Here is a 15,700-nt window from a genome sequence, read left to right on the forward strand (position 1 = left end):
TCCCGTCAGGCTGCCGATTGCGACGGCCGGCACACCTTCACCAGCACGACGACCAGGATCGCGGCCAGCATGACATGCGCGGCCTCGACCCAGCCGGCCGGCAGCACGCGAACCTGGTACAGCAATGCCGGCGCGGCCGCCAGCGCATGCAGCACGATCGCGAGCGGCAACACGCCCGCGCGGCCGGCGCGCACGCCGCGCCAGACCAGCACCGACAGCGCAAGCTGCAGCACGAATGCCGCGCAGCGTTCGAGCAGCAACAACAGGATCGACTGCGCCGACAGCGTCGCAAGCATCACGTGCAGCCGCACGACGGTATCGCCCGGCAGGTCGGCGAGTTGCGTTTCGAGCTGGCCGCGGCTCGCGAGCCACGCGAGATACGACCACTGGGCCCACACGAGCACGCCGCCGAACCATGCTTCGGCGCCACCGTGACCGATCCCGTAACCGATGCCGCGGCTGTCGCCGGCCGACGGGCCGTAGCGGCGGTTCAGGAAACGCATCCCGAGATAGCGGCCGACTTCCTCGAACACGGCGGTCGCGAGCGCGCTGTACGCGACGAACGCAAGCGGCTGCGTGAGCCAGCCATCCGGCGGCGTCCGGCTCAGCACGAGCCCGTGGAACGCGCGTTCGAGGATCATCGCAAACAGCGTGAAGACGGCGACGCCGACGATCGTATCGCGGCGGTTCAGCGCCAGCGGCTTGCGCAGGAGTCGGAAGAGGATGAGCGGCAGGAGCGCGATGATCAGCGTGGCGGCGATCAGCACCGCCAGCGTGACGGGAGCGACAGTCATGTATTTCCTTGTTCGGGGCAGCGCATCCGGCGCGCTGCGTGCCCCGCATGATACTCAGCTTGCGGTCGACGCGCGCGCAACCAGCTCGCCCGGCAACAGCGAGACGCGTACGTCGCCCGCCGCGCCGTCGATCCGCTCGTGCACGAATTCGACGGCCTTGTAGCCGATTTCGTAGGTCGGCTGGCGGATCGTCGTGATGCCGATCAGCTCGGCCCATTCCGGATCGTCGATCGATAGCAGCGCCGCCTGCTGCTGCCATCCGGTGCCGAAACGCGCGCGCAGGTGGCGCGCGATCGCGAGCGCGACCGGCGCGTTCGCGGCGAACAGCGCCGCGCGCACGCCGCGCCGCGCCGCGTCGTCGATACGGGCATCGATGTCGGCCAGCGCCGCCGTGACGGCGTCGGGCGCGTTCAGGTCGAGCACGACCGTCGACGGCACCGGCAGCCCGCGCGCCGCCAGCGCCGCGCGGAACGCAGCCTCGCGCAGGCGCCGCGAGCTGACGCGCTCGAACGGCTGCACGACGAAATGGATCGCGTCGAAACCATGTTCGACCAGGTGCGCGAGTGCCGTCTCGATCGCGTCGGCGTTGTCGAGGCCGATCAGGTCGGCCTCAAAGCCTTCGACCGTCCGGTCGACAAGCACGGCCGGGATGCCGGCTCCGCGCAGCGGGCGCAGCACGTCCTCGTCGGCGCCGAGCGCGTTGACGATCAGCCCTTCGACGCGGTAAGTCGTGAGCAGTTGAAGGAAGCGGCGTTCCATCTCGACTTCGTTTGCCGCGTGACAGATCAGCGGCATGTAGCCGAGCGCGTGGCATGCGGCCTCGACGCCCTGCAGCACTTCGACGGTATAGGGATTGGTCAGGTCGGCCGCGAGCATGCCGAGCAAGCGGTTGCGGCCGCGCTTGAGCCCGCGCGCCATCTGGTTCGGCCGGTAGTTGAGCCGCGCGATGGCCGATTCGATCCGCTGGCGCAGATCGGTGGACAGCACGTGCGTCTCGCCGTTCAGGTAGCGCGACACACTGGTCTTGCCCGTGCCGGCCTCGCGCGCGACATCGCTGATCGTCGCCGGACGCGTCGTGGTAGGTTGCGAATCGGTCACTGTCGTGCCTCGCGACGTACGATCCGCGCCGCTTCGTGAGCAGACGGACCTTTGTTGTTGGAAACGTAAGCCACCCGGTGGAATCTCCTGTCGACCCGCGTCAGCGCTCCAGCGCTTCGGCACTTACGCGGATCCCATGCTTCGCAGTCGGTCAGCGTTGGCGCTTGAGCTTACGCTGATCCCCTGCTTCTGCTGATCGGCGCCGGCGCGTCGGCACCCGCCCCGGTCACCTGCAAAAGCAGTCGGCCGCACCGGACCTGGCGCGGATACCCGTCGCGGGACGCCGCCGGCAGCGTTGCCGGGCCGTCGATGCGACGCGGGCGATCATAACGCAGCCAGCCATCCGGCACCAAGACCATAGACTCTAACGAAGCCGGCACCCCGCCGGCCAACCATCGACCGGTGGCCGCCCCGCTACCCGCCGCGGCTCAGGCGTGCGCGAGCGCATCCGGATTGACGAGATTCGTGCGCAGCGTGCCGGCCAGCGCGCCGACCAGGTTTTCCGCGGCGCAGCGCGCCATCGCGTGGCGCGTCTCGTGCGTCGCCGAGCCGATATGCGGCAGCGCGACGACATTTTTCATCTGCAACAACGGCGAATCCGCCGGCAACGGCTCCTTCTCGAACACGTCGAGCCCCGCGCCACGGATCGTGCCCGCGCGCAGCGCATCGATCAGCGCGGCTTCGTCGACCACCGGCCCGCGCGATGCGTTGATCAGGATCGCACCGCGCTTCATCTTCGCGAATTCGGCCGCGCCGATCAGGTGGTGCGTTTGCGCAGACAGCGGCACCTGCAGGCACACGAAATCCGATTGCGCGAGCAGTTCGTCGAGCGTCACGCGCCGTGCGCCGTATTGCGCCTCGGCCTCGGCATGCGCGGAGCGGTTCGCGTACAGCACCTGCATCCGGAAGCCGAGCGCGGCGCGGCGCGCAACCGCGCCGCCGATCCGCCCGAGCCCGACGATGCCGAGCGTCTTGCCCTGCACGTCGGTGCCGTACAGGTCGGGGCCGATACTGTGATGCCAGTGGCCGGCCTTCACCCACTCGGCCAGCTCGACCACACGTCGCGCGGACGCGAGAATCAGCGAAAACACCGTATCGGCGGTCGACTCGGTCAGTACGTCCGGCGTATGCGCGAGCACGATGCCGCGCCGCGTGAGATCCGCGACGTCGAAGTTGTCGTAGCCGACCGAGATCGTCGACCACGCCTTCAGCCGCGGAGCGCGGTCGAGCATCTGCGGCGTGACCTTCAGGCTCGCGCCGATCGCGCCGTCCGCATCGCCGAGTGCATCGGCGAGGGCTGCGGCGCCGTCGGCCCGCACGACGTCCGCATGCTCGCGCAGGTACGCGAGGACGTCATCGGGCAGCGGCTTGTACGCGACGATACGGGGCTTCATCTGATTCATTTTCCTTGCAGCGGCGTCGCGAGCGGATGCGTATCGCGCGCCTGGGGTTTGACGGACAGCGTGAGGATCACCGCCGCGACGAGCGCGGCGCTCATGAATGCGTACGACGCGACGGGCGAGCCGGTCGCACCGTTCAGGTAGCCGACGAAGTACGAGCCGACGAACGAGCCGAGCGCGCCCATGCTGTTGATCAGCGCCATCGCACCACCGGCGACATTCTTCGGCAGCAGTTCCGGTACGATCGCGAAGAACGGGCCGTACGGCGCGTACATCGCGGCGCCTGCGACGACCAGCAGCGCATACGAAATCCAGAAATGCGACGAGCCGAGTGCGTACGATGCGGCGAACGCCGCCGCGCCGATCAGCAGGAACGGCCACACGAAACCGCGGCGCGAACCGACCTTGTCGGACGCCCACGATGCGGCGAGCATCGCGATCGTCGCGGCGAGATACGGCAGCGCGGACAGCCAGCCGGTCGCGACCATCCCGAGGTCGGAGCCGTTCTTGACGATCGACGGCAGCCACAGCACGAAGCCGTACACGCCGATGCTCCAGCAGAAATACTGTGCGCACAGCTTGATCACGGCCGGCGAACGGAACGCCTCGCCATAGTTGCGCACGGGCTTGATCGCTGCCTGCTCGGCCGCGAGTGCGGCGTCGAGGTCACGCTTTTCCTGTGCGTTGAGCCACGGTGAATCGGCCGGCTTGTCCTGCACGAGGAACCACCAGCACACGGCCCAGAGCACGGCCGGCACGCCTTCGGCGATGAACATGTGGCGCCAGCCGAATTCGTGCACGAGATAGCCCGATACGATCGACATCCACAGCACGGTGACCGGGTTGCCGAGGATCAGGAACGTATTCGCGCGCGAGCGCTCGTTCTTCGTGAACCAATTGCTGATGTAGATCAGCATCGCCGGCATCACGGCCGCCTCGACGACGCCGAGCGCGAAGCGGATCGCCATCAGCGACGGGATGTTGCTGACCACGCCCGTGAGCGCCGCGCAAGCGCCCCACAGGATGAGGCTGACGAACACGAGCTTCTTCACACTGCGGCGTTCCGCATAGATCGCGCCGGGGATCTGGAAGAAGAAGTAGCCGAGAAAGAACAGCGCGCCGATCAGCGACGACAGGCCCTTGCTGATCCCGAGGTCCTGGTTGATGCCGGCCGCGGCCGCGAATCCGTAGTTCGCGCGGTCGAGGTAGGCGAGGCTGTACGTGATGAAGACGATCGGCATGATCGTCCACCAGCGGCGGGCAGCAAGTGTGTTGGCCATCAGAATGTCTCCTGTGTCGGAACGCACGCTTCGGCGCGCGCCCCGGTCCCGTACGTTGCCGTGCGCGTGCACGACGAAAGAGTCCGCGGATTGTGCCGTGTCCGGCCTCTCATTGCGCGGTGAAGGTTTCCTCTAAGCGATCGGCGCGATTGCTGACGTTTTCGAATCGATCGAGCGCGGCGCGGGTCGGCAGCCCTTCCGAGTCGCCGATCACCTGGATCGCGAGCGCGCCGATCCGGTTGCCGCGCGCCACGGCCTGCTCGATCGTCTTGCCCTCCAGCAGCGCGCTGACCACGCCGACCGCGAAGCCGTCGCCGGCGCCGACCGTGTCGACGACATTCTGCACGCGCTCGCCCGCCACCGTTCCGTCATGACCGTCGGCCGTCCGGTAGTACGCGCCTTCGGCACCAAGCTTGATCACGACACCACGCGCACCCTGCGCCAGATAGAAGCCCGCGATGTCGGCCGGCGTGTCGTGCCCGGTCAGTTGCCGCCCTTCGGCAATGCCTGGCAGCACCCAGTCCGCCAGCGACGCGAGCGCGTTCAGCGTCTTCGCCATGACGTCGGCGGACGGCCACAGCGTCGGGCGCAGGTTCGGGTCGAACGAGATCGTCTTGCCGGCCGCGCGCATTTCGCGCGCGAGCTTGAACGCGAGCTCGCACGACGTCGCGGAGATCGCCGGCGCGACGCCCGTCAGGTGCAGGTGGCGCGCGCCGAGCACGTAGTCGGCCACGTAGTCGTCGCACGACAGGTGGCTCGCGGCCGAGCCCTTGCGAAAATATTCGACGGTCGGGTCGCTGCCGTCGTCGTTGCGGGACTTCAGCTGGAAGCCGGTCGGATAACGCGGGTCGACCGTCACGCACGACGCGTCGATGCCCTCGCGCGCCAGCGTGTCGAGCACGTAGCCGCCGAACGAATCGCGACCGACGCGGCTCATCCAGCCGACCCGGAAGCCGAGCCGCGACAGGCCGATCGCGACGTTCAGGTCGGCGCCCGCGATCCGCTTCGTGAATTGCGCCGCGTGCGCGAGATGGCCGGGCTCGGTCGCGACGAACATCGCCATCGCCTCGCCGTAGGTCACGACATCGAGTGCTGCTTTCATGAATGAACTCTCCAGGATCCTTCCGCCGTCACGCGGTCGCGAGCCACGCGACGCGCCGGCATGCATCGCCCGCCAGGTCGGCCGCGTCGAACGGGAACTCGATACCGCGCGGCGCCTGCCGCGGCAGCGCCGCGAGCACGCCGGTCACGAGCGGGTCGTTCGGTGCCGGCGCGGCGGCGAAACGGCGCGCGCCCTCGCCCGCGACTGCCTTGCAATGAATGTATTCCACATGCGGCGCGAGCACTTGCGCGCAGTCAAGCGGCGCTTCGCCCGGCCACTGCCAGTTGCCGATGTCGAAGGTCATCCCGAGCGCATCGGGCGTGCCCGCCGCGGCCAGCGCCGCGAACAGCCCGCGGAACTGCGCGAGCGCGCCGCCCACCGGAAGCTGGCCGTTTTCGACCACCACGCGGGCCCGCGCGCCGCGCGACAGCGCGACGATGTCCGCCGCGTGCGCGTCGCCGGCGAAGCCGCCGAGCTGGAATTTCACGAAGCGCGCCCCGAGCGCGTCGGCTTCCGCGAGCGCGCTGCGCAACGCGTCCGCATCGAGCGCACCCGTTTCCGTGTACAGGTTGGCCGGCGTCGAATAGACCGACCACAGCCCGTGGCTGGCCAGTTGCGCGCCGAGCGCGGCCAGCGCGGCGGGGGCTGCTTCCGCTTCGGACGCGAACAGTTCGCGCCGCACCTCGAAGCCGGTCGCACCGGACGCTGCCGCGGTCGCGATGAATGCGCCGTGGCCCTCCTGACGCACGCGATCCATCCCGAATGCGCTCGCCACGATCACGATGTCTGTCATTTTGCCCTTTTTCACCGGAATGGAACCGGTTCCATTTGCTTGAGACGGATGGTGCGCTCCGCGTCAGACCCACGCCATAGAGGAAATCCCTAAGATGGGGGAAACGACGCAGATGCGCACCGACACGGCGCGCATCGCGCGTTCCCAGGCCGGGCGTGCGGCCGCTCACGCGACGTCGTGCGCGAGGCTCATTTCGAGGAATTGTGCGGCGACCCGCGACGGCGCGCCGCCGTGCGGCACGAGGATGGAGAAGTGACGTGCGAGCGGCGCGGGCGCGAGCGAGCGCAGGACGAGCGCGGCATCGTCGTGACGCAGCGACATCACGGATACGAATCCGACACCCATCCCGGCCCGCACGGCTTCCTTCACCGCCTCGACGCCCGCGATCTCGAACGCGACGCGCATCGGCGCCGCGCCTTGCGCGAACGCACGCTCGACGAGTTGCCGCACGGCGGAGCCCGCCTCGCGCAGTACGAGCGGATGGGCCGCCAGCGCGTCGAGCGTGACCCCCGACGCATATTCCGGCGCGGCCAGCGGATGACCGGTCGGCACGATCGCCACGATCTCGTCCTCGCGCCACGCATGCACCGCGGTGCCCGGCGGCAGTGCCTCGCCGGGCGGCCCCTCGATCATCGCGATATCGAGCGACGGCAGCGCCGCGACCACGTCGGCCGTGTTGCCGCTCATCGTGTGGATCGCCACGCGCGGCGCGCGCGGCTGGAACGCCGCGATCAGGTACGGCAGCAGGTAGCTCGCGGGGGTCGTGCTCGCGCCGATGCGCAGCGTGCCGGCCTCGAGGCCGCGTACCGCGTCACGAAACGCGCGCGCCTGCGCAAAGGTGTCGCGCTGCGCCCTCGCGTACTGCGCGAGCTGTTCGCCGATCGGGGTCAGGCGGATGCCGCGGCCTTCGCGCTGGTACAGCGGCTCGCCGAACTCGTCCTGCAACAGCCGCAACTGGCCCGACACGGCCGGCTGCGACAGATGCAGCGACACGGCGGCGTGGCTGATGTTCAGGTGTTCGGCGACGGCGGCGAACGTTATCAGTTGATCCGGGGTCATGGGGTTAAATTATCGGCTTTCCGGATAGTTTACGTCACAAATCACAATTTTTCATATCGATATAACAAAATTAGGATTACAGCATCGCAACACGCTCCATCACGGTGCTTCCATGTCCACTGCCCCGACTCCCCATCTCAGTCCCGCCGCGCCGTCGATGCGCGGCCAGTTGAACGGCGTGCTGTTCGTCGCGCTGTTCGCCGCCGCCGTCACGAGCCTGTCCCAGCTGCCCGCGATCGCGGGGCTCGGCCTGTCTCCACTGATCGTCGGCATCGTCGCCGGTGCGCTGTACGGCAACGCGCTGCGCGACGGCATGCCGGCCAGCTGGGCGGCCGGCGTCAATTTCTCCGCGCGCAAGCTGCTGCGCATCGCGGTCGCGGTCTTCGGGTTGCGCGTGAGCCTGCAGGAAATCGCGCAGGTCGGGCTGCCGGGCCTGACGGTGTCGGTACTGGTCGTCGTCAGCACGCTCGTGATCGGCACCTGGGCCGGCATGAAGATCATGAAGCTCGACCGCGACTCGGCATTGCTGACCGCCGCGGGCAGCGCGATCTGCGGCGCGGCCGCCGTGCTCGCGTTCGAGTCGACGCTGCAGTCGAAGCCGCACCAGAGCGCGATGGCCGTGGGCAGCGTCGTGCTGTTCGGCACGCTGTCGATGTTCCTGTACCCGCTCGCGTATCACGCCGGGCTGCTGAACCTCGATCCGGCCGGCCTCGGCCTGTTCTTCGGCGGCACGATCCACGAGGTCGCGCAGGTGGTCGGCGCGGCGAGCGACATCAGCCCGCAGGTCGCGCACGTCGCGACGATCGTCAAGATGACCCGCGTGATGCTGCTCGTGCCGGTGCTGCTGGTGCTCGGCTGGTGGCTCGCCCGCTCGGCGCGCGCCACCGCCGGCGGCGCGCACGGCAAGCGCAAGGTGGCCGTGCCCTGGTTCGCGCTCGGTTTCCTCGGCTTCGTGATCGTCAACTCGCTGAACGTGCTGCCCGCCGACGTCACGCACACGCTGAACGTGCTCGACACCTTCGCGCTGACGATGGCGATGACCGCGCTCGGCATCGAAACCCGCGTCGCGCAGATCCGCGCGGCCGGCCCCCGCGCGCTGATGACCGGCCTGATCCTGTACGTATGGCTGATCGCCGGCGGCTACGGGATCACCTGGGCCGTGCAGCACTGGCTTGGCTGAGTTGCCCGCCCGTGACACTTCGCGCGCCGCGCCCGACGGGATGGTCCCGCGGGCGCGGTGCAGTGCTATGCTTCGCGTCGTTTTCCATCGCCCTCTTTCAGCCGTGCTCTCGTTCCTGCTGAAGCTGCGCACTCGCGCCCAAACGCTGTTCCGCCTGTCGGACGCCCATACGATGCTGATCTGGTCGGCCATCGTCGGCGTCGGCGGCGCCTTTGCCACGATGGCGTTCCGCGAAGGCATCGACCTGATGCAGCGCATGATCTCCGGGCACAGCGGCAGCTTCGTGCAGATGGCGAAGAGCCTGCCGTGGTACGTGCGGTTCTGGATGCCGGCCGCGGGCGGCTTCCTCGCCGGCTGCGTGCTGCTGCTCGCGACGCGCGGCGACAAGAAGGCCGGCAAGACCGACTACATGGAATCGGTCGCGCTCGGCAACGGCATCGTGCCGGTCCGCCAGAGCCTGTGGCGCAGCGTGTCGTCGCTGCTGACGATCGGCAGCGGCGGCTCGATCGGCCGCGAAGGCCCGATGGTGCAGCTCGCGGCGCTCGCCGCGTCGCTCGTCGGCCGCTTCGCGCACTTCGACCCGCCGCGCCTGCGCCTGCTGGTCGCCTGCGGGGCGGCGGCCGGCATCACGTCCGCCTACAACGCGCCGATCGCCGGCGCCTTCTTCGTATCGGAGATCGTGCTCGGCACGATCGCGATGGAGAGTTTCGGGCCGATGGTCGTCGCATCGGTCGTCGCGAACATCGTGATGCGCGAATTCGTCGGCTACCGGCCGCCGTACGAGATGCCGGTGTTTCCGGCCGTCACCGGCCCCGAGGTGCTGCTGTTCGTCGTGCTCGGCGCGCTGTGCGGCGTGCTCGCGCCGCAGTTCCTGCACCTGCTCGACGCGTCGAAGAACCAGTTCAAGCGGCTGCCGGTGCCGTTGCCCGTGCGGCTCGCGCTCGGCGGCCTCGTCGTCGGCGTGATCTCGGTGTGGACTCCGGACGTGTGGGGCAACGGCTACAGCGTCGTGAACCACATCCTTCATTCACCGTGGACCTGGCAGGCGCTCGTCGCGGTGCTCGTGTTCAAGGTGATCGCGACCGCCGCGACCGCCGGCTCGGGCGCGATCGGCGGCGTCTTCACGCCGACGCTGTTCGTCGGCGCGGTGTTCGGTTCGTTGTTCGGGCTCGCGATGGAAGCGCTGTGGCCCGGCCATACGTCGGCGTACTTCGCTTATGCGATCGTCGGGATGGGAGCGTTCATGGCGGGCGCCACGCAGGCGCCGCTGATGGCGATCCTGATGATCTTCGAGATGACGCTGAGCTACCAGGTCGTGCTGCCGCTGCTGGTGTCGTGCGTGTTCGCGTATTTCGTCGCCCGCGCGACGGGCACGACGTCGATGTACGAGATCACGCTGCATCACTATCAGGACGCGCAGGAACGGATGCGGCTGCGCACCACGCAGATGCGCGAGCTGATCCAGCCCGCGCAGACGGTCGTGCCGCTCACGGCGAGCGTCGCGGACATGACGCGCGTGTTCCTCGAATATCCGGTGAAGTACCTGTACGTGACCGACGACGCCGGGCGCTTTCGCGGCGCGGTCGCGCTGATGGACATCACGTCGGACCTGCTCGACAAGCGCGACACGACCGACAAGACGGCCGCGCACTACGCGCACACGCCGTTTCCGCTCCTCACGCCCGACATGCCGCTGGCCACCGCGCTCGAACGCTTCATGGCGTTCCAGGGCGAACGGCTGCCGGTGATCGAGAGCGAGGCCGAGCCGACGCTCGCGGGGGTGGTCTACAAGACGTCGCTGCTCGACGCGTATCGGCGGATGACGGGCGAGCGCTGACGCGCATGGCGCGGTGCGCGCCGCACCGCTTCATCGCATGCCGCCTGCCGTCTGCCGCGGGCGAGCACGACGCCCGCGAACCCGCCGCCCCGCTCAGTCCGGCGCGCGCCCCAGCACGACCCGCGCGAAGAACCCTGCGAGCACCGCTTCGGCCGAGTCGGCCGACACGTGCTGCGGATCGGCCGTGTAAAACGACTGCACACCGTCGCACAGGCACATCAGGCCGAACGCGAGCGTCTCGGCCGGCAAGAGCAGCGGCGTGCCCGCGCGCTCGGCGAAGCGCTGGATGAATTCGGCCATCTGCAGCCGCTTGGCGTGCAGGAACTGGTTGAAGCGCACGCGAAACTTCGCGTCGCGCGCGGCCTGCAGCTTCGCCTCGCCCCACAGCAGCGAATATTCGTCGTCGCGAAACAGCGTCCGGTAGTACGCGAGCGCCATCGACTCCATCTGCTCGCGCGGGCCGCCTTCCTCGAAGATCGCTTCGAAATCGGCCCGCACCGAATCATGGTCGCGCGCGAGCAGTTCGAGCAGCAGTTCCGACTTGCTGCGGAAATTCGAGTAGAACGCACCGCGCGTAAAGCCCGCCGCGGCCGCGATGTCCTCGACGCTCGCGGCCACAAAGCCTTTCTTCAGAAAAATACGATGCGCGGCATTCAGCAGACGTTCGCGCGTCTGGTCCCTGCTCTGCTCGCGGGTTAAGCGCTGAGGTTTCATGGCGCGCAGTCTAGCACCAATCCCCTTTCGGATTCATCTTTGCATTCAGATACAGGTGTGTATTAGAATTCGCCACAGTTTCTGAAAGATGGTGTCCGCACGCCCGTGCCGGCGCCGCTCGGGGCAAGCGCCCGCCGCGCTTGCCGGCTTCGTTCCGCTCTCGCTCTCACCTCATCTGGGGGTTTCGTGAATCGCTCCGGTTCCCGCGCCGCGCTGTTGGTCGGCGCCGCGCTCGTCCTCGCCGCCTGTCATCCGAAAGAATCCGCGCCGCCCGCGCCGCGCCCCGTCGTCGCGCTGCCCGCCCATGCCGACGGCGCCGCGGTCGCCAGCACGCTCCCCGGCGAGATCCAGCCGCGCTATGCCACGCCGCTGTCGTTCCGCATCGCCGGCAAGATCATCGAGCGCAAGGTGCGCCTCGGCGATACGGTCAAGGTTGGCCAGGTCGTCGCGCTGCTCGACCCGTCCGACGTCGAGAAGAACGCCGCGAGCGCGCAGGCGCAACTCGATGCCGCGACGCACAGCCTCGCGTTCGCGAAGCAGCAGCTCGACCGCGATCGCGCGCAGGCGCGCGAAAACCTGATCGCCACCGCGCAGCTCGAGCAGACCGAGAACAGCTACACGTCGGCGCTCGCGCAGCGCGACCAGGCGCAGCAGCAGCTCGCGCTCGCGAAGAACCAGCTCCGCTACGCCACGCTCGTCGCCGATCACGCGGGCACCATCACCGCCGAACAGGCCGATACCGGCCAGAACGTGTCGGCCGGCCAGGCCGTCTACCAGCTCGCGTGGTCCGGCGACGTCGACGTGGTCAGCGACGTGCCCGAGTCCGCGCTTGCGTCGCTCACGCCCGGCCACGCGGCTAGCGTCACGCTGCCGTCGCTGCCGGGCCGCTCGTTCGCCGCGAAGGTGCGCGAAATCGCGCCGGCCGCCGATCCGCAAAGCCGCACCTATCGCGTGAAGCTCACGCTCGCCGCGCCCGATCCGGCAATCAAGCTCGGCATGACGGCCAGCGTCGCGTTCGACGGCGCACCGGCGGCCGGCGCCGCGCCGTCGATCACGCTGCCCGCGACCGCGCTGTTTCACGACGGCCAGCAACCGGCCGTATGGGTCGTGCGCACGAAGGACGACACGCTCGAGCTGCGCCGCGTCGACGTCGCGCGTTTCAACGAGCGCACGGTGACGGTGTCGCACGGGCTGCAGCCCGGCGAACGCGTGGTGCTGCAGGGGGTGCACACGGTCAGCGCGGGCGAGAAGGTACGCGCGATCGCGCCGCTGCATCCGGAGGACTTCGCATCGTGAGCGTTTCCTACGAAGAAGGCCGCTTCAACCTGTCGGCGTGGGCGCTGCGCCACCAGGCGCTGGTCGTCTACCTGATCGCGCTCGCGACGCTCGCGGGCATCCTCGCGTACACGCGCCTCGCGCAGTCCGAAGACCCGCCGTTCACGTTCCGCGTGATGGTGATCCGCACGTTCTGGCCCGGCGCGAGCGCGCGGCAGGTGCAGGAACAGGTGACCGACCGGATCGGCCGCAAGCTGCAGGAAACGCCGGCCATCGACTTCCTGCGCAGCTATTCGCGCCCCGGCGAATCGCTGATCTTCTTCACGATGAAGGATTCGGCGCCCGTGAAGGACGTGCCCGAGACCTGGTACCAGATCCGCAAGAAGGTCGGCGACATCGGCTATACGCTGCCGCCCGGCGTGCAGGGCCCGTTCTTCAATGATGAATTCGGCGACGTCTACACCAACATCTGGACCCTCGAAGGCGACGGCTTCTCGCCCGCGCAGCTCCACGACTACGCCGACCAGTTGCGCACCGTGCTGCTGCGCGTGCCGGGCGTCGGCAAGGTCGACTATTTCGGCGACCCCGACCAGCGGATCTTCATCGAGGTCAACAACGCGCAGTTGACGCGCCTCGGCATCTCGCCGCAGCAGCTCGGACAGGCGATCAACGCGCAGAACGACATCTCGTCGGCCGGCACGCTGACGACCGCCGACGACCGCGTGTTCGTGCGGCCGAGCGGCCAGTTCGACAACGTCGGCGCGATCGCCGACACGCTGATCCGCATCAACGGCCGCACGTTCCGGCTCGGCGATCTCGCGACGGTGACGCGCGGCTACGACGATCCGACCGTCACGCAGATGCGCGCGAACGGCCACGCGGTGCTCGGCATCGGCGTCACGATGCAGCCGGGCGGCGACGTGATCCGGCTCGGCAAGGCGCTCGACGAGGAATCGAAGGACCTGCAGGCGCAACTGCCGGCCGGCCTCAAGCTGACGCTGGTATCGAGCATGCCGCATGCGGTCGCGCATTCGGTCGACGACTTCCTCGAGGCCGTCGCGGAAGCGGTCGCGATCGTGCTGGTCGTGAGCCTCGTGTCGCTCGGCCTGCGCACCGGGATGGTGGTCGTGATCTCGATTCCCGTCGTGCTCGCGGTCACCGCCCTCTTCATGTACCTGTTCGACATCGGGCTGCACAAGGTGTCGCTCGGCACGCTCGTGCTCGCGCTCGGGCTGCTCGTCGACGATGCGATCATCGCGGTCGAGATGATGGCCGTGAAGCTCGAGCAGGGCTACACCCGCGCACGCGCCGCCGCGTTCGCCTATACGAGCACCGCGTTCCCGATGCTGACCGGCACGCTCGTCACCGTGTCGGGTTTCCTGCCGATCGCGCTCGCGAAATCGAGCACCGGCGAATACACGCGCTCGATCTTCGAGGTGTCGGCGATCGCGCTGATCGCGTCGTGGTTCGCGGCGGTCGTGCTGATCCCGCTGCTCGGCTTCCACCTGCTGCCCGAGCGCAAGCGGCAGGCGCATGAGGCGCACCTGCCCGACGACCACGAACACGACATCTACGACACGCGTTTCTACCGGCGGCTGCGCGGCTGGATCGACTGGTGCATCGAGCGGCGCTTCGTCGTGCTGCTGATCACGGGCGCGCTCTTCGTCGTGGCGCTGATGGGCTTCTCGCTCGTGCCGCAGCAGTTCTTCCCGAGTTCCGATCGCCCCGAGCTGCTGGTCGACCTGCGGCTGCCCGAAGGCGCATCGTTCGCGGCGACGCTGCGCGAGACCGAGCGCCTCGAGAAAGTGATCGACAAGCGCCCCGAGATCGATCATTCGGTGAACTTCGTCGGCAGCGGCGCGCCGCGCTTCTACCTGCCGCTCGACCAGCAGCTTCAGTTGCCGAACTTCGCGCAGTTCGTGATCACCGCGCACTCGGTGAAGGACCGCGAGAAGCTCGCGACCTGGCTCGAAACCACGTTGCGCGAGCAGTTCCCGGCCGTGCGCTGGCGGCTGTCGCGGCTCGAGAACGGCCCGCCGGTCGGCTATCCGGTGCAGTTCCGCGTGAGCGGCGACAGCATCGCGACGGTCCGCTCGATCGCCGAGAAGGTCGCGGCGACGATGCGCGGCGACGCACGCACGGTCAACGTACAGTTCGACTGGGACGAGCCGGCCGAGCGTTCGGTGCGCTTCGAGATCGACCAGAAGAAGGCGCGCGAGCTGAACGTCACGTCGCAGGACGTCTCGAGCTTCCTCGCGATGACGCTGTCCGGCACGACCGTCACGCAATACCGCGAGCGCGACAAGCTGATCGCGGTCGACCTGCGCGCGCCAAAGGCCGACCGAGTCGACCCCGCGAAGCTCGCCGGCCTCGCGCTGCCGACCCCGAACGGCCCGGTGCCGCTCGGCTCGCTCGGCCGCTTCAAGCCGACGCTCGAATACGGCGTCGTGTGGGAACGCGACCGCCAGCCGACCATCACCGTGCAGTCGGACGTGCGCGCCGGCGCGCAGGGCATCGACGTCACGCATGCGGTCGACGCAAAGCTGAACGCGTTGCGCGCGCAACTGCCGGTCGGCTATCAGATCAACATCGGCGGCTCGGTCGAGGAAAGCGCGAAGGCGCAGAATTCGATCAATGCGCAGATGCCGCTGATGGCGATCGCCGTGTTCACGCTGCTGATGATCCAGCTGCAGAGCTTCTCGCGCGTGCTGATGGTCGTGCTGACCGCGCCGCTCGGGCTGATCGGCGTGGTCGCCACGCTGCTGCTGTTCGGCCAGCCGTTCGGCTTCGTCGCGATGCTCGGCGTGATCGCGATGTTCGGGATCATCATGCGCAACTCGGTGATCCTGGTCGACCAGATCGAACAGGACATCGCGGTCGGCCACCGGCGCATCGACGCGATCATCGGCGCGACCGTGCGGCGCTTCCGCCCGATCACGCTGACGGCCGCGGCCGCCGTGCTCGCGCTGATCCCGCTGTTGCGCTCGAACTTCTTCGGGCCGATGGCGACCGCGCTGATGGGCGGCATCACGAGCGCGACCGTGCTGACGCTGTTCTACCTGCCCGCGCTGTATGCGACGTGGTTCCGCGTGAAGCGCGACGAACGCGACCCGCAGGACGGCCCGCCGCCTGGCGGCAGCACGCCGGCCGCGCCGTCGGGAGCCTGAC

General features: G+C 68.6%; 12 protein-coding genes. 4 read left to right on the forward strand and 8 right to left on the reverse strand.

Annotated features, from left to right (window positions below):
* Positions 1–5: 5 nt before the first annotated feature.
* From ACPTTC_RS10055 to ACPTTC_RS10085, 7 genes are all read right to left on the reverse strand, one after another.
* Entirely contained in the window at positions 6–794 is a 789-nt protein-coding gene (locus ACPTTC_RS10055) for a YhfC family glutamic-type intramembrane protease (protein WP_423392375.1), read from the reverse strand.
* A 54-nt stretch (positions 795–848) separates the two neighbouring features.
* Positions 849–1,892 carry a LacI family DNA-binding transcriptional regulator gene (locus ACPTTC_RS10060; RefSeq protein WP_423392376.1) on the reverse strand — a complete coding sequence of 348 codons (1,044 nt, stop codon included), beginning with the start codon at positions 1,890–1,892 and terminating at the stop codon, positions 849–851.
* Between the two features lie 428 nt (positions 1,893–2,320).
* A complete protein-coding gene (locus ACPTTC_RS10065) occupies positions 2,321–3,286 on the reverse strand; it encodes an NAD(P)-dependent oxidoreductase (protein WP_423392377.1) in 966 nt (321 codons plus the stop codon).
* 5 nt (positions 3,287–3,291) lie between these two features.
* Positions 3,292–4,572 carry an MFS transporter gene (locus ACPTTC_RS10070; RefSeq protein WP_175956139.1) on the reverse strand — a complete coding sequence of 427 codons (1,281 nt, stop codon included), beginning with the start codon at positions 4,570–4,572 and terminating at the stop codon, positions 3,292–3,294.
* A 109-nt stretch (positions 4,573–4,681) separates the two neighbouring features.
* Positions 4,682–5,674, reverse strand: a complete 993-nt coding sequence (locus ACPTTC_RS10075; RefSeq protein WP_423392378.1) for a sugar kinase — start codon at positions 5,672–5,674, stop codon at positions 4,682–4,684.
* Positions 5,675–5,702: 28 nt separating this feature from the next.
* A complete protein-coding gene (locus tag ACPTTC_RS10080; protein ID WP_423392379.1) occupies positions 5,703–6,467 on the reverse strand; it encodes a sugar phosphate isomerase/epimerase in 765 nt (254 codons plus the stop codon).
* A 165-nt stretch (positions 6,468–6,632) separates the two neighbouring features.
* Positions 6,633–7,526: a LysR family transcriptional regulator gene (locus tag ACPTTC_RS10085; protein WP_423392380.1), complete on the reverse strand. Its 894-nt coding sequence runs from the start codon at positions 7,524–7,526 to the stop codon at positions 6,633–6,635.
* 112 nt (positions 7,527–7,638) lie between these two features.
* Here ACPTTC_RS10085 and ACPTTC_RS10090 point away from each other — a divergent pair, with 112 nt between their 5' ends.
* Positions 7,639–8,706, forward strand: coding sequence for a YeiH family protein (locus ACPTTC_RS10090; protein ID WP_423392381.1), 1,068 nt, complete (start codon positions 7,639–7,641; stop codon positions 8,704–8,706).
* A 103-nt stretch (positions 8,707–8,809) separates the two neighbouring features.
* Positions 8,810–10,543 (forward strand): ClcB-like voltage-gated chloride channel protein, encoded by a 1,734-nt coding sequence (locus ACPTTC_RS10095; RefSeq protein WP_423393349.1) that lies wholly within the window; start codon positions 8,810–8,812, stop codon positions 10,541–10,543.
* 93 nt (positions 10,544–10,636) lie between these two features.
* Here ACPTTC_RS10095 and ACPTTC_RS10100 read toward each other — a convergent pair whose 3' ends face one another.
* Positions 10,637–11,257: a TetR/AcrR family transcriptional regulator gene (locus ACPTTC_RS10100; protein WP_175956151.1), complete on the reverse strand. Its 621-nt coding sequence runs from the start codon at positions 11,255–11,257 to the stop codon at positions 10,637–10,639.
* A gap of 186 nt (positions 11,258–11,443) precedes the next feature.
* On the opposite strand from ACPTTC_RS10100, the gene ACPTTC_RS10105 reads away from it, so the two are divergent.
* Together ACPTTC_RS10105 and ACPTTC_RS10110 are read left to right on the forward strand one after the other, a co-directional pair.
* Positions 11,444–12,553 carry an efflux RND transporter periplasmic adaptor subunit gene (locus ACPTTC_RS10105; protein ID WP_423392382.1) on the forward strand — a complete coding sequence of 370 codons (1,110 nt, stop codon included), beginning with the start codon at positions 11,444–11,446 and terminating at the stop codon, positions 12,551–12,553.
* Positions 12,550–15,699, forward strand: a complete 3,150-nt coding sequence (locus tag ACPTTC_RS10110) for an efflux RND transporter permease subunit (RefSeq protein WP_423392383.1) — start codon at positions 12,550–12,552, stop codon at positions 15,697–15,699. The genes ACPTTC_RS10105 and ACPTTC_RS10110 overlap by 4 nt, the downstream gene beginning before the upstream one ends.
* The last annotated feature ends 1 nt before the right edge of the window (position 15,700 follow it).

Source organism: Burkholderia mycopellens (assembly GCF_964265025.1).
Lineage (GTDB): Bacteria > Pseudomonadota > Gammaproteobacteria > Burkholderiales > Burkholderiaceae > Burkholderia.

What these genes read in the sequence shown, in the direction of transcription:
- ACPTTC_RS10100 (WP_175956151.1), bottom strand. Translation starts at nt 11,257, where the DNA reads ATGAAACCTCAGCGCTTAACCCGCGAGCAGAGCAGGGACCAGACGCGC.
- ACPTTC_RS10080 (WP_423392379.1), bottom strand. Translation starts at nt 6,467, where the DNA reads ATGACAGACATCGTGATCGTGGCGAGCGCATTCGGGATGGATCGCGTG.
- ACPTTC_RS10085 (WP_423392380.1), bottom strand. Translation starts at nt 7,526, where the DNA reads ATGACCCCGGATCAACTGATAACGTTCGCCGCCGTCGCCGAACACCTG.
- ACPTTC_RS10065 (WP_423392377.1), bottom strand. Translation starts at nt 3,286, where the DNA reads ATGAAGCCCCGTATCGTCGCGTACAAGCCGCTGCCCGATGACGTCCTC.
- ACPTTC_RS10090 (WP_423392381.1), top strand. Translation starts at nt 7,639, where the DNA reads ATGTCCACTGCCCCGACTCCCCATCTCAGTCCCGCCGCGCCGTCGATG.
- ACPTTC_RS10075 (WP_423392378.1), bottom strand. Translation starts at nt 5,674, where the DNA reads ATGAAAGCAGCACTCGATGTCGTGACCTACGGCGAGGCGATGGCGATG.
- ACPTTC_RS10055 (WP_423392375.1), bottom strand. Translation starts at nt 794, where the DNA reads ATGACTGTCGCTCCCGTCACGCTGGCGGTGCTGATCGCCGCCACGCTG.
- ACPTTC_RS10070 (WP_175956139.1), bottom strand. Translation starts at nt 4,572, where the DNA reads ATGGCCAACACACTTGCTGCCCGCCGCTGGTGGACGATCATGCCGATC.